The organism is Actinomycetota bacterium, assembly GCA_040754375.1.
Taxonomy (GTDB): Bacteria; Actinomycetota; Acidimicrobiia; order Acidimicrobiales; family AC-14; genus JBFMCT01.
In genome coordinates, this window is the sequence record JBFMCT010000002.1 from 37,027 (window position 1) to 49,363 (window position 12,337).

A 12,337-nucleotide genomic window follows, 5' to 3' on the forward strand; every position below is an offset into this window, starting at 1 on the left:
GGCACGGTGCACCATTGCGCCCATGGCAGCTCAGCGGTTCCCCGTCACCGGTACCTGGAAGGACATGGCCGCGTGCCGCGGCGTGGCCGCATCGGTCTTCTACCCCGACAACGAGGCGGGCACGGCCGCCGCCCTGGCCGTTTGCCGGCAGTGCCCGGTGACCGACATGTGCCTGGCCCTGGCCCTGCGCAACGGCGAGCGCCACGGTGTGTGGGGCGGGACGACCGAACGGGAGCGAGCGCGCCTGCGCCGCCGCCTCACCCGGGCCGCCTGACCGTCACCAACCTCGAGCCTCCCGAACCTTCAGATGAGCCGGCGTTCGGCCGCCCAGCGGCTCAGCTCGTGGCGGTTGGAGAGCTGGAGCTTGTGCAGCACCGAGGACACGTGGGTCTCGACGGTCCGCGCCGAGATGGACAGCTCGCGGGCCACGGCCTTGTAGGGGTAACCCCGGGCGATCAGGCGCAGGACCTCCTGCTCCCGGCTGGTCAGCAGGTCGACCTCGGGGTCGGCCGAGGGAGACGGGGCCGTGAAGGCGTCGAGCACGAAGCCGGCCAGCCGGGGGGAGAACACGGCGTCGCCCTCGGCCACCCGGTCTATGGCGGCCGCCAGTTCGGGCCCCGAGATGGTCTTGGTCACGTAGCCACGCGCCCCCGCCCGGATCACCCCGATCACGTCGTCGGCCGCGTCGGACACCGACAGGGCCAGGAAGCGAACGTCGGGGGCCTGGGTGGTCACCCTCTCGATCACGCTCTGGCCGCCGCCGCCCGGCAGGTGCACATCGAGCAGCACGACGTCGGGCTGCGACGAGACGATCCCCGTCACGGCCTCGTCCACGTCGCCCGCCTCACCCACCACCTCGACCGACCCACCCAGCTCAGCACGTACTCCCGCCCTGAACATCTGGTGGTCGTCGACCAGGAACAGCCGGACCGTCACCGCGGCACCCGGGGCACCCGCAGGACGATCTCGGTGCCCTCCCCGGGCGCGGTGCGGACATCGGCCGTGCCGCCCTGGCGGGCCATGCGGGCCTGGACGGACTCCCGCAGGCCGTGGTGGCCGTCGCCCACCGTGGCCAGGTCGAAGCCCCGGCCCCAGTCCCTCACGAACACCGATACCTCCCCGTCGCGCACCTCGGAGTAGACCGACACCTCACCCACGCCCGCCCACTTGGCGGCGTTGACCATGGCCTCGCGGGCGGCCGCCACCAGCGCCACCAGCCGGTCGTCGAGGGCGCAGTCACCGACGGTCACGACCTCGATCCTGGCCCCGTGCAGCCCCTCCACCTCCTCGGCCACGGCCGCCAGCGCCGGTCCCAGGCGGGCGGGACCGTCGGTGGCGGCCGGCTTGTGCCCGTAGAGCCAGTTCCGCAGCTCGCGCTCCTGCTTGCGGGCCATGGCCACCACCGCCTTGGGGTCGTCGGCCGTGCGCTGGATGAGAGCCAGCGTCTGGAGGACCGAGTCGTGCAGATGGGCGGCCAGCTCGGCCCGCTCCTCGGAGCGGATGCGCTGGCGGCGCTCGCGGGCCAGGTCGCGGCCCAGCCGCAGCCACCACGGCCCCGAGATCAGGGCCAAGCCGCCCACGATGCCGGCGCTGGCCAGGACGGCCTCGCGGACCGCCGAGAAGGCGTTGTTGGCCGCCAGGAAGGCGCTGACCCCGCCGACGACCAAGGCCGTCCCGAGGACGACGCGGGCCAGGGCCGCCCGCCGCGAGCGTACGTCGAGGCTTCCCACGATCCCGGCCAGCGAATGGCGTTGTTCGTCGCTGGCCTGGCGCCAGATGACGGCCAGGCCGGCCCCGGCCAGGGCCACGGGCCATACGACGGCGTCGTCGAACCACAGCCCGGTCGCCCGCACCGCCAGTACGACGCCCAGGACGATGGCCCCGATGGCCAGGGCCTCCCCGGTCTCGGGGCCCCGGCGGTCTCGGGCCCCGCCCGTTGCCCGCGGGGGATGTTGCCCTCCGGGCGGGCCGGCCGGCATCAGGGCCCAGGCGGCGGCGTAGGCGATGAGCCCGGCCCCACCGGCCAGGGCCAGTGCCACCGCCGCGGCCCGTACGACCCACACGTCGACATCGAAGGCCCGGGCGACGCCGCTGCAGACACCGGCGACCAGCCGGTCGTCGGGACGCCGGGTGATGCGGGCACTGGTGGCGCTGCTCACCGCCTCCGATCATCCCACGGCGGCGTCCCCGACCGGGCCTACGGGACGGTCTAGGGGACCAATCCGGGCCCTTACGGATAGCCCTGGCGAGCGCCGAGGCGCATGCTGTCCTGCATGAACACCACCGACGAGACCGGTTCCCCGGGCCCGAGGCCGGACCACGGCGGTGGGGCCGGCGAGGGGCCGGGCGAGGGTGCCGGTGAGGGGGCGAGCAGCCAGCCCGGCGGCAAGCCTGAGGGTCAGGCTGACAGCAAGGCCGGCGGCCAGGGCGAGCGCCGGCTGACCAGGTCGCGCGACGACAAGGTGCTCGGCGGGTTGTGTGGCGGCCTGGGCCGCTACTTCGCGGTGGACCCCGTCGTCTTCCGGATCGCTTTCGTGGTGCTGTGCTTCGTGGGCGGGACGGGGTTCCTGCTCTACCTGGCCGGCTGGCTCCTGGTGCCCGACGACCGCGGCACGGTGGAAGCCGACCAGTTGGTCCGCAGCTCGGGCCGCACCACCGCCCTGTGGGTGCTCGGCCTCGTGGCCCTGCTCCTGCTGTTCGACGGCTTCGACGGCTGGGGGCCGGACCGGGGGTTCCCACTGGCCGCTTTCCTGGCCGTGGCCGGCCTCGTGTGGCTGTGGTCCCGGCGCGACAACCCGCCCCCCGGCCCGGGCCCCGGGCCGGGACCGGAGCCGCCTGCGGACGCCCGTCCGACCGACGCCCGTCCGAGCGACGCCCGTCCGACCGACGCCCGTGCGACTGAGGCGCGGGCGGTTGGCCCGGCGTTGTCCGGCTTCGAGCCAGGTCCGGTCGCGGCACCATCGGTGGCGTCACCATCGGGTGCCTCCAAGGCGGGGCCGAAGTCGGTGCTCACGGCCGTCACCCTGAGTGTGCTGGCCATCATCGCCGGCGTGCTGGCCCTGGCCGGGGCGAGCGTGGCCACCGGGCTGGCTGTCGGGCTGGTCGTCACCGGGCTGGCCCTGGTGATCGGTGCCTGGCGGGGCCGGGCGGGCGGGCTCGTACCCGTCGGCGTCCTGCTGTCGCTGGCCTTGTTCGTCGCCACCGTCGTCGACGTGCCGCTGAGAGGGGGGGTCGGCGAGAGGGAGTACCGCCCGGCGGTCCTGGCCGAGGTCCGGTCCCCATACCGCCTGGGAGTGGGGGAGATGACCGTCGACCTCGGCCGGGTGTCGTTCCCCGCGGCCTCCCAGACCGTCGTCGCCTCCGTGGGCATCGGCCAGCTCACGGTGGTCGTCCCCGCGGCTGTCCAGGTGGTGGTGACGGCCACGGCCGGCTTCGGCGAGGTGGTGGTGGACGGCCAGAGAGACTGGCGCCGGACGCCGACCGAACGGGTGGTGCTGGCCGGCGAGGACGGCGGGGGCCGGCTGGTGCTGCACGCCCGGGTGGGCGTCGGGCAGGTGGAGGTTCTCCGTGCCGGCTCATGACCTCGACCCCGTCTCGCTGGTGGCCGGAGTGCTCTTCGGCGGCATCGGCCTCGCTTACCTCCTCGGCCAGACCACCGGCCTACCCAGCCGCTGGGTGTGGCCTGTGCTGCTGATCGTCATCGGCGTGGCCGGCCTGGTAGCCAGCCGGCGCCGGACCGGCGGCTGACGGTTCCCCCCACCCCACGAAACCTGCGCGGGAATCGTGGGCGTTTCGCCCACGATTCCCGCGCAGGTTTTGCGTGGTCGGGGCGGCAGTTCAGCCGAGGACGCTCGCGAGGGCCTCGCGGGCGGCGGCGGCCGAGGGGGCGAGGCGGGCGGCGTGGGCCGCCGCCTCCAACGAGGCCAGGTCGTGGCGGCCCAACAGGTCCTTAACCTCGCCGACGGCCCCGGCCACCATCGACAGCTCACGTACCCCAAGGCCCACGAAGGCCGCCCCCACCGCCGGGTCGCTGGCCGTCTCCCCGCACACGCCCACCCACGCGCCGTGCTCGCCGGCGGCGGCCACCACGGTGGCCACCAGCTCGAGGACCACCGGCTCGCAGATGTCGGCCAGGTCGGCCACGTCCGCGCTCAGGCGGTCGGCCGCGAACAGGTACTGCAGCAGGTCGTTGGTGCCGATCGAGAAGAAGTCCACCAGGGGGGCGATCCGGTGTGAGGCCAGGGCCGCCGAGGGGACCTCGATCATCACGCCGACCTCCACGTCGGTGATGTCGACCCCTTCGTCGTCGGCCACCCGGGCCAGTTCCTCGCGGGCAGCCACCACCTCCTCCACCCGGCTCACCAGCGGGAACATCACGGCCATGCGGGCCGTGCCCGTCTGGCGGGCGTGGGCGCGCACCAGTGCCCTCAGCTGGTTCTCGAAAAGCTTGGGCGCCCGCAGGGAGAGCCGGATGCCCCGCACACCCAGGGCCGGGTTGGGTTCCGAGGCCCGCGTGATGAACGGCATCGGCTTGTCGGCGCCGATGTCGAGGGTCCGGAACACGACCCGGTGACCGGGGAAGGCGTCGAGCACCTCGCCGTAGTAGGACGCCTGCTCGTCGACCGTCGGCTCGGTCCGGCGGTCCTGGAACAGGAGCTCGGTTCGCACCAGGCCGGCCCCCTCGGCACCGGCCTCCACGGCCAGGGCCAGGTCGTCGCGCCCGGCGATGTTGGCCACCAGCTCCACGGCCACGCCGTCGGCGGTACGGCCAGGTTGGAGCCGTGCCCCGGCCAGCGCCGCCCGGCGGGCCTGCTCGTGGCCGTGACGCTCGCCCATCAGGGCCAGCACGTCGGCGTCGGGGCCGAGGTGCACTTCGCCGGTGCGGCCGTCGACGGCGATCGTGCCCACGCCGGCTGCGAGCTGGAGCAGGTTGGCCACGCCCACCACCGCCGGGATCCCCAGGGTACGGGCCAGGATGGCGGCGTGGGACGTGGGGGAGCCCGCTTCGGTGACGATGGCTGCAATCCGGTCCCGGGGCACCTCGGCCGTCTCCGAGGGGGTGAGCTCGTGGGCCAGGAGGACCGATGGTTCCTCGGGAAGGTCGTAGGTCTGCCGGGACCCGCTCAGGATGGCCGTCACGCGGGCGCACACGTCGTCGAGGTCGGCGGCCCGGGCCGCCAGGTACTCACTTGACGACGCGGCCAGCAGGGCCCGGAAGGCGGCGAAGGCCGCGAGCGTGGCGGCGATGGCGGACTGTCCGGCATCGATCAGCTCCTCGGCCTGGGCCTCCAGTTCGGGGTCCTCGGCGAAGGCGGCGTGGGCCTCGAAGATCTCGGCTTCTTCGCCGGCCGCCTCCCGGACCCGGTCGGCCAGGGTGTGCAGCTCGGCGGCCGCCTGGGCCAGGGCCTGGCGCAGGCGGGTCTTCTCGGTCGCTGGTGGCCCTTGCGGGCCCGGGTCGTGGACCACCGCCACCGGGGCCACGACGAACGGCGGCCCCACGGCCACCCCCGGGGACACGCCCGCGCCCGCCAACCTCACGCTCACGGCCCCCCCGCCCCCGCAGTCCCCTCGCCGACATCTTCGCCGATGTCCTCGCCGATATCTTCGCCGATGTCCTCGCCGATACCGGTCTCGACCAGGGCGACCAGTTCGGCGAGGGCGGCGGCCGCATCGCCGGCGTCACCGCCGGCCCCGTCGCCGGGGCTCTCGACCGAGATCGTGACCTCGTCGCCGTGGTGGCAGTCGAGGGTGAGCACCGACAGTACTGACCGGCCGTTGACCATGGCCGTGGGGCCGTCGGGGCCGGCCTTGCCCACCTTCACGGTCATACCGGTGCGGGCCGCGGCCTCGGCGAAGACCTTGGCCGGCCGGGCGTGCAGGCCCGTGGGGTTGACGAGACGGACGGTCTGGCTAGGCACCGACGAGCACCCCTCCCGAAGCTGGCGTGGCCGCCGCCCCGCTACCGCTCCCGGCCCCTTCCCGGTGCAGCGACTTGAGGACGACGACCATGGCGGCGGTCACCGCCGTTCCGACGATACCGGCGATCAGGTAACCGATCTTGCCGTCGATGAGGCCGAGCACGAAGATCCCGCCGTGGGGCGCTCGCAGGCCGGCCTCGAAGGCCATCGACAGAGCGCCGGCCGTGGCCGAACCCACCATCAGCGACGGGATGACCCGGAGCGGGTCACCGGCCGCGAAGGGGATGGCCCCTTCGGTGATGAACGACGCCCCCAGCAGCCACCCCGCCTTGCCCGACTCGCGCTCGCCGTCGGTGAACAGCTTGGGCCGCACCACGGTGGCCAGGGCCAGCCCCAGCGGCGGGGTCATGCCGGCGATCATGACGGCCGCCATCACCGTGTAGTTGCCCGAGCTGAGCGAGGCCAGGCCGAAGGCGTAGGCCGCCTTGTTGACCGGCCCTCCCATGTCGAAGGCCATCATCGATCCCAGCAGCAGGCCCAGCAGGATGGCGTTGGAACCCTGGAGCCCCTCCAACCAGTCGGTCAGGGCGGACTGGAGGTCGGCGATGGGATTGCCCACGACGAGGACCAGCAGGGCCCCGACGGCCAGGGTGCCCACGACCGGGTAGACCAGGATGGGCATCATCTTCGACAGCGTTCCTTTGACCCTAATGCGCATGAGGGCCCTGACGATGGCCCCGGCCAGCAGGCCGCCGACGATGCCGCCCAGGAAGCCGGCGCCGAGGTCGTTGGCGATCAGGCCCGCGACGAGGCCGGGGGCGATGCCCGGCCGGTCAGCCATCCCGAAGGCGATGTAGCCGGCCAGGATGGGCACGAGCATGCTGAAGGCGAGGGCGCCGATCTTGAACATGAGCACGCCCAGGAGCAGCTTCGAGGTGAACGCGTCGCCGAAGCTGGGCCAGTCGGCGACCTCGGTGACCCGGGTGGCACCCCCGATGGCGAACCCGAGGGCGATCAGGATCCCGCCGGCCACCACGAACGGGAGCATGTAGCTCACGCCCGTCATCAGCCAGATCCTGAACTGGGCAGCCCCCGACGCCGCCGGTGCCCTGGCTGCCATGGGGCTGACGGGCCCGGCCCCCGCCCCACCCGCGGCCTCGGCGGTCGCAGCCGCCTCGCCGGGCGCAGGGGCGGGACTCGCCCCGGCGGCCGCCACCGCCTGGTCGATCACGTCCGCTCCCCGGTCGATGGCGTAGCGGGTACGCACCTCGACGGCCGGCAGGGCGGCGAAGCGCTCACGGTCGCGCACACCGGCGTCGACCGCGAAGATCACGGCGTCGGCGGCCGCGATGGTGGCCGCGGCAATGGGCGGCCCGCCGGCTGCCCCCTGGATCTCGACTTCGATCTCGTGGCCCGCGGCCCGGGCTGCCACCTCCAAGGACTCGGCGGCCATGGCCGAGTGGGCGATGCCGGTGGGGCAGGCGGTTACGGCTACGAACTTCATTGGATCTCCCTCTTCAGCGTCCCCACGAGCTCCTCGGGGGTGGCGGCACTTCTCAGAGCGGAACGGAAGGACTCGTGGATCAGCCGGCGGGCCAGCTTGGACAGGACGGTGACGTGCACGTCGTCGGCGTCGGCCGGGGCGGCGATCAGGAACACCAGGTCGGCGGGGGCATCCTCGGCCCCGAAGTCGACGCCTCCGGGCACCCGGGCCACGGCCACGCTCGGTTCGGTGACCCCGGCGTGCTTGGCGTGGGGGATGGCGACACCCATCTCCATGCCCGTGCCCCCCGTCTCGGTCTCTCGGGCGCAAGCGGCGGCCACGAAGCCGTCCCGGTCGGTCAGGCGACCGGCGGCCAGCAGGCGATCGGCCAGGGCGCCGATCGCCTCATCGGCGCCCCCGAACTCGGCGTCGAGCACGACGAGCTCGGGGGTCACGAGGTTCTCGATGGACACGGACATGTGGTCTCCTTCAGGACGGTGGGCGGACGAGCGGTTGCGAGCCACGAGCAGCCCGCAGGGTGACGAGCGAAGGGTCGATGAGGTCGGGCCCGGGGACGGCCGTGCCGGGCAGTGAGACAGCGGCTGTGCCCCACGCCACTGCGCTGCACAGGGCGCCCGGGCCCGACGCGCCACCGGCTAGGAATCCGGCCAGGGCACTGTCGCCCGCGCCCACGTCGCTGCGGGCCACGACCGGGGGCGGCACGGCCAGCCATGGTTCGCCGTCGCCCACCAGGACAGCACCGTAGGCGCCCAGAGACACCACGACCATGGCGACACCCCGTTCGCGGGTGGCCTCGGCGGCCGCCACCACGTCGTCGAGGGAGACCAGCTCACGGCCGGCCAGCTCCGCCAGCTCGGCCAGGTTGGGCTTGATGAGCTCGACGCCCGCCTCTACGGCTGCGGCCAGGGCCGGGCCGCTGGTGTCGACGGCCACGGCCACCCCGGCCCCGTGGCCCAGTTCGGCAAGCCTGGCGTAGAAGTCGTCGGGGGCGCCGGTGGGAAGCGAGCCGCAGCCCACGAGCCACGATGCTCCGCCCAGCTCGTCAACGGCGGCCTCGGCTAAGGCAGCCAGCTCACCGGGGGTGAGCGCGTCCCCGGGCACGTTGAGCTTGGTCACCGTGCCCCTCGAGTCGCTGACGGTCACGTTGGAGCGGGTGGACGGGGCGACCGCGACTGACCTGTAGGCCAGCCCGAGCTCGTCGAGCAGGTCGGCCAGCAGCCGGCCGTCGCGCCCACCCAGGGGGAGGACGGCCGTGCAGGCGACGCCGTTGGCAGCCAGGGCGCGGGCCACGTTGACCCCTTTGCCCCCGGGGTCCTCCCGCATGGCCGATGCCCTGATGACGGTTCCCGGCACGAGCCGGTCGACCTCGACGGTGCGGTCGAGGGACGGGTTAGGGGTGACCGTGACGACTCGAACCGGCTTGATCGGGACGGTCACGCCACGACCACCTCGGTGCCGGCCTGCTTGAGGGGCAGCAGGTCGTCTTCGTGGGCCCCGCCGTCGGTGACGACCACGTCGAGGTCGGCGAGCTCGGCAAAGCGCACGAAGTGTTCCTGGCCGAACTTGCTGTGGTCGGCCAGCAGGACCGTCCGGTCAGCGGCCTGGGCCATGGCCCGCTTTACGGCTGCCTCGGATTGGTCGGGGGTGGAGCACCCCCGCTCGGTGATTCCGTTGGTGGCCAGGAAGGCGACGTCGACCCGCAGTTCGCTGACCATGCGGACGGCGAAGTCGTCGACACAGGCCAGTGTGCGGGGCCGGACCCGCCCGCCGACCAGCAGCACCGAGAGCGCCGGGATAGCAGTCAGCCGCTGGGCCAGGGGCAGGGCGTTGGTGACGACCGTGAGGCGCCGGTCGGGTGGCCACTGGTCGACGAGGGCACCAGTGGTCGTGCCCGCGTCGACGAGCACCGTGCCGCCGTCGGGGGGGAGCAGGCTGAGGGCGGCCGACGCGATCTGGGCCTTCTCCTCGGCTTGGAGGCTGGCCCGCTCGCTCACCGCCGGCTCGGCCTGGACCCTCTGGTGGGAGAGGGCCCCGCCGTGGACCCGGCGCAGGACGCCCCGCTGCTCGAGCTCGACGAGGTCGCGCCTGACGGTCTCGGCCGTGACGTCGTAGGCCTGGGCCAGGCGGCTGACCGACACCCGCCCCCGCCTCCGAAGCTCGTCGGCAATCAGCTGGCGGCGGTCTTCAGCGTGCATCCGGCCTCACCCGGTCAGTATGCGCCTACAAACCCTACAAGTCAACACTTTCCCAACTAAATCCCACGGATCTCTCACATCTTGGAGCGAGCGGCGCTCTTAGGCAGGCGCCAGAGCAGGCCGCGGTAGGCCCGGTTGGGCCAGTGGAGGAAAGGGAAGGCCCGCTGCACCTCGAGGAGCAGCAGCGCGTTGTCGACGGCCGACTCCTCGATCAGGCGGTCGACTGCCGGAGGGTCGTTGCTCGTGCGCAGGACCATGAACGAGTTCCACGAACGGGCCCGCCAGGCCCGGATCATCGAGCCCGCGAACGCCTCGTCGCGATCGCACATGGCCGCGTCGATTGCCCCCAGCATCACGTCGTAACGGCTGGCCACCCGGCGCTGGACCATGTCGATAGCCGAGCCCAGCACCTCGTTGAGCACCTGGTTGTCCCGCCGGTAGGCCTCGAGATCGGCGCCGCTGGCCGTCGGGGGCACGGTGGCCGCTAGGGAGTACGGCAGGTCGTAGTTGATGTGGGCGTTCATGCCCAGCAGCACGTCCTGGATGGCCAGCGTGCGCTTGGACTTCGCGCTCTGGAACGCGACCTGCCAAGGCCAGGGGCAGTCACTGCCCTCCTCGAACCGGTCGAAGGCCTCGAAGTAGCGCCAGGCGAACTCGCAGTCGATCTCGACCACCCAGTCAGGGTTCTCGAACACCCCGGGCCGGGCCGTCGCCTCACCGATGGCCTCGGTCGTGCGCAGGTAGGTCTTGGCGAACACCGCCCGCCAGTCGCGCGCCCGGTCGAGGCGCCGCCACCGCTCCCACATCCGGTCGACGACCTCCTCGATGGAGCGGCACCTGTTGGGGTCCACGGGCCGAGCCTACGACCGAGCACGGCGAATGGGCCTTTCGGCCCTATCCCGTCGACCACTCGAGGTCGACAAAGAACCGGCAAGCATTCGTCTTCACAAGGGGGGCTCGTCCCAAGATGTCCAACCGCACCACTACGAAGAAGCTCCTGCTCAGCCTCGGGGCCATCGGCACCGCGGCCGCCATCGCCGGCCTGGGCACGTTCGCGACCTTCACCAGCACCACTTCAGCCAGCCAGGACGTCGACTCCGGTCTCGTCCAGATCGAGCTGGGCGCCGACGGAACGGCCAACCGCCTCAGCGTCGACGCCGTCAACATCGTGCCCGGCGACACCATCCAGCGGGCCGTCGACCTGATCAACTCGGGCGACACCGATCTGTCCTCCATCGTGCTGACCACCACCGCCGACCCGTCGTCGCTGCTCGACACCGACGCCACCCACGGGCTGCAGATGGAGATCCGCGACTGCTCGGTCGCCTGGACCGAGGCCGGCAGCGCCCCCGGCTACACCTACACGTGTTCGGGGACGGAGTCGGTTGTGCTGGCTTCCCGGGCGGTGATCGGCTCCGAGCTGGCCCTGGCCAACCTGGGGTCCCTGGTCGCAGGGGTCACCGACCACCTGATGGTCAAGCTCACGTTCCCGGTGACGGCCGGCAACACCTTCCAGAACCTGGCCTCGACCATCGACTACGAGTTCTTCGGCACCCAGAGGGTGGCCACCGACAAGTAACCGCCGACCGCCGGGCTGCCGCCATCTGGTGGCAGCCCGGCGGCTTTCTCGCGTGGGGGGCCTCGGATGAGAGGAGTTGCCTTGAGGACGCTGGGCCGCATGGCCCGCCTGCTGGTGGCGGTCGTGACGGTCGTGAGCGTCGTCGTGCTGCTCCTGGTCGGGGTCGGTCCCCGCACGGGCCAGTACCGCACCCTCACCGTCCTAACCGGGAGCATGAGGCCGGCCATCGACCCCGGTTCGGTGGTGGTCGTCGTGCCCGTCGAGCCCGCCGAACTGCGGGTCGGGGACGTGATCACCTTCCACGCACCCGTGGCCGGTGCGCCCGTCGTGACCCACCGGATCATCGAGATCACCGACCCCGGTGCCCACCCCGTCGTCCGCACCCAGGGGGACGCCAGCAACGCCCCTGACCCCTGGTCGGCCCGCATCAGTGACACGACGGCCTGGAAGGTCCGCTATACGGTCCCGGCCGTGGGCTACGCCGTTAACTGGCTACGCCAGCCCGTCGTGCACAAGGTCACAGTGGTCGGCGCGCCGTTGCTGTTCGTGATCGTCGTGCTCTTCGACATCTGGCGCAAGCCCCGCGCCGACAGCGGGGCCAAGCCCGTGGTCGCCGGGGCGGGGACGTGACGACCCGGCGCCGGGCCCGCTGGGCCCTGGTGGTGGCCGGTGCCGTGTACCTGTCGGCCGTGGCCTCGGCCACACCGGCCGTGGCCACCTTCACGTCCGCTCACCCAGTCGCCAACCTGTCGGTCACCACCAACTCCCTGGCCGCCCCGACGGGTGCGTCCGCCAGCGGTGGCTGCAACGGACTGCTCGGTTACCACGTCAGCCTGAGTTGGACCGCGACCTCGTCGACTTGGGCCGACGGTTACCAGATCGCCCGGTCGACGACCAACGGCGGTCCCTACACGGTGGTAGCGACTGTGCCGGGGCGCACGACCACGACCTACACGAACACGGGCCTAGCCCTGCTGACGACGTACTACTACGTGATCCGGGCGACCAAGCACACGTGGACGAGCCCCAACTCGAACCAGGCCTCGGCCACGACGCCCCTGCTCTGCGTGTAGCACCGGGCCCGACGACGGCCCCGGCGGTAGGGGATCGCCCACTACCTGCTCCGGGCGCCCTTCCGGTA

At 72.6% G+C, this 12,337-nt stretch carries 15 protein-coding genes; 6 read left to right on the forward strand and 9 right to left on the reverse strand.

The genetic code is table 11. The features are described from left to right. Positions 1–64: 64 nt before the first annotated feature. Positions 65–274, forward strand: coding sequence for a WhiB family transcriptional regulator (locus tag AB1673_01255; GenBank protein ID MEW6152604.1), 210 nt, complete (start codon positions 65–67; stop codon positions 272–274). 29 nt (positions 275–303) lie between these two features. Here the strand turns inward: AB1673_01255 and AB1673_01260 are convergent, their stop codons facing one another. Then, a complete protein-coding gene (locus tag AB1673_01260) occupies positions 304–936 on the reverse strand; it encodes a response regulator transcription factor (protein ID MEW6152605.1) in 633 nt (210 codons plus the stop codon). Then, on the reverse strand, positions 933–2,159 hold the full coding sequence (locus AB1673_01265) for a PspC domain-containing protein (GenBank protein ID MEW6152606.1): 1,227 nt from the start codon (positions 2,157–2,159) through the stop codon (positions 933–935). The genes AB1673_01260 and AB1673_01265 overlap by 4 nt, the downstream gene beginning before the upstream one ends. A 114-nt stretch (positions 2,160–2,273) precedes the next feature. Between AB1673_01265 and AB1673_01270 the strand changes: the two genes are divergently transcribed. Together AB1673_01270 and AB1673_01275 are read left to right on the forward strand one after the other, a co-directional pair. Continuing rightward, complete coding sequence (locus tag AB1673_01270) at positions 2,274–3,581, forward strand: PspC domain-containing protein (GenBank protein MEW6152607.1); 1,308 nt, start codon at positions 2,274–2,276, stop codon at positions 3,579–3,581. Beyond that, positions 3,568–3,747, forward strand: coding sequence for a hypothetical protein (locus AB1673_01275; protein ID MEW6152608.1), 180 nt, complete (start codon positions 3,568–3,570; stop codon positions 3,745–3,747). Before AB1673_01270 ends, AB1673_01275 begins: the two co-directional genes overlap by 14 nt. Positions 3,748–3,837: 90 nt before the next feature. On the opposite strand, the gene ptsP is transcribed toward AB1673_01275, so the two are convergent. From ptsP to AB1673_01310, 7 genes are all read right to left on the reverse strand, one after another. After that, positions 3,838–5,544, reverse strand: coding sequence for a phosphoenolpyruvate--protein phosphotransferase (ptsP, locus tag AB1673_01280; protein ID MEW6152609.1), 1,707 nt, complete (start codon positions 5,542–5,544; stop codon positions 3,838–3,840). Next, entirely contained in the window at positions 5,541–5,918 is a 378-nt protein-coding gene (locus AB1673_01285) for an HPr family phosphocarrier protein (protein ID MEW6152610.1), read from the reverse strand. Before AB1673_01285 ends, ptsP begins: the two co-directional genes overlap by 4 nt. Further along, positions 5,911–7,422: a fructose-specific PTS transporter subunit EIIC gene (locus AB1673_01290; GenBank protein MEW6152611.1), complete on the reverse strand. Its 1,512-nt coding sequence runs from the start codon at positions 7,420–7,422 to the stop codon at positions 5,911–5,913. Before AB1673_01290 ends, AB1673_01285 begins: the two co-directional genes overlap by 8 nt. Continuing rightward, complete coding sequence (locus AB1673_01295) at positions 7,419–7,880, reverse strand: PTS sugar transporter subunit IIA (GenBank protein ID MEW6152612.1); 462 nt, start codon at positions 7,878–7,880, stop codon at positions 7,419–7,421. Before AB1673_01295 ends, AB1673_01290 begins: the two co-directional genes overlap by 4 nt. A gap of 10 nt (positions 7,881–7,890) precedes the next feature. Further along, entirely contained in the window at positions 7,891–8,859 is a 969-nt protein-coding gene (gene pfkB, locus AB1673_01300; GenBank protein ID MEW6152613.1) for a 1-phosphofructokinase, read from the reverse strand. Continuing rightward, positions 8,856–9,617, reverse strand: a complete 762-nt coding sequence (locus AB1673_01305; protein MEW6152614.1) for a DeoR/GlpR family DNA-binding transcription regulator — start codon at positions 9,615–9,617, stop codon at positions 8,856–8,858. Before AB1673_01305 ends, pfkB begins: the two co-directional genes overlap by 4 nt. A gap of 74 nt (positions 9,618–9,691) precedes the next feature. Continuing rightward, positions 9,692–10,468, reverse strand: a complete 777-nt coding sequence (locus AB1673_01310; protein MEW6152615.1) for a DUF5995 family protein — start codon at positions 10,466–10,468, stop codon at positions 9,692–9,694. 116 nt (positions 10,469–10,584) lie between these two features. Between AB1673_01310 and AB1673_01315 the strand changes: the two genes are divergently transcribed. The 3 genes from AB1673_01315 (at position 10,585) to AB1673_01325 (ending at position 12,269) form a co-directional block, all read left to right on the forward strand. Next, the gene (locus AB1673_01315) at positions 10,585–11,196 is read left to right on the forward strand and encodes a TasA family protein (protein ID MEW6152616.1); all 612 of its coding nucleotides are present in this window, start codon (positions 10,585–10,587) and stop codon (positions 11,194–11,196) included. A gap of 81 nt (positions 11,197–11,277) precedes the next feature. Further along, positions 11,278–11,826, forward strand: a complete 549-nt coding sequence (locus AB1673_01320) for a signal peptidase I (GenBank protein MEW6152617.1) — start codon at positions 11,278–11,280, stop codon at positions 11,824–11,826. After that, entirely contained in the window at positions 11,823–12,269 is a 447-nt protein-coding gene (locus AB1673_01325) for a hypothetical protein (protein ID MEW6152618.1), read from the forward strand. Before AB1673_01320 ends, AB1673_01325 begins: the two co-directional genes overlap by 4 nt. Positions 12,270–12,337: the final 68 nt, after the last annotated feature.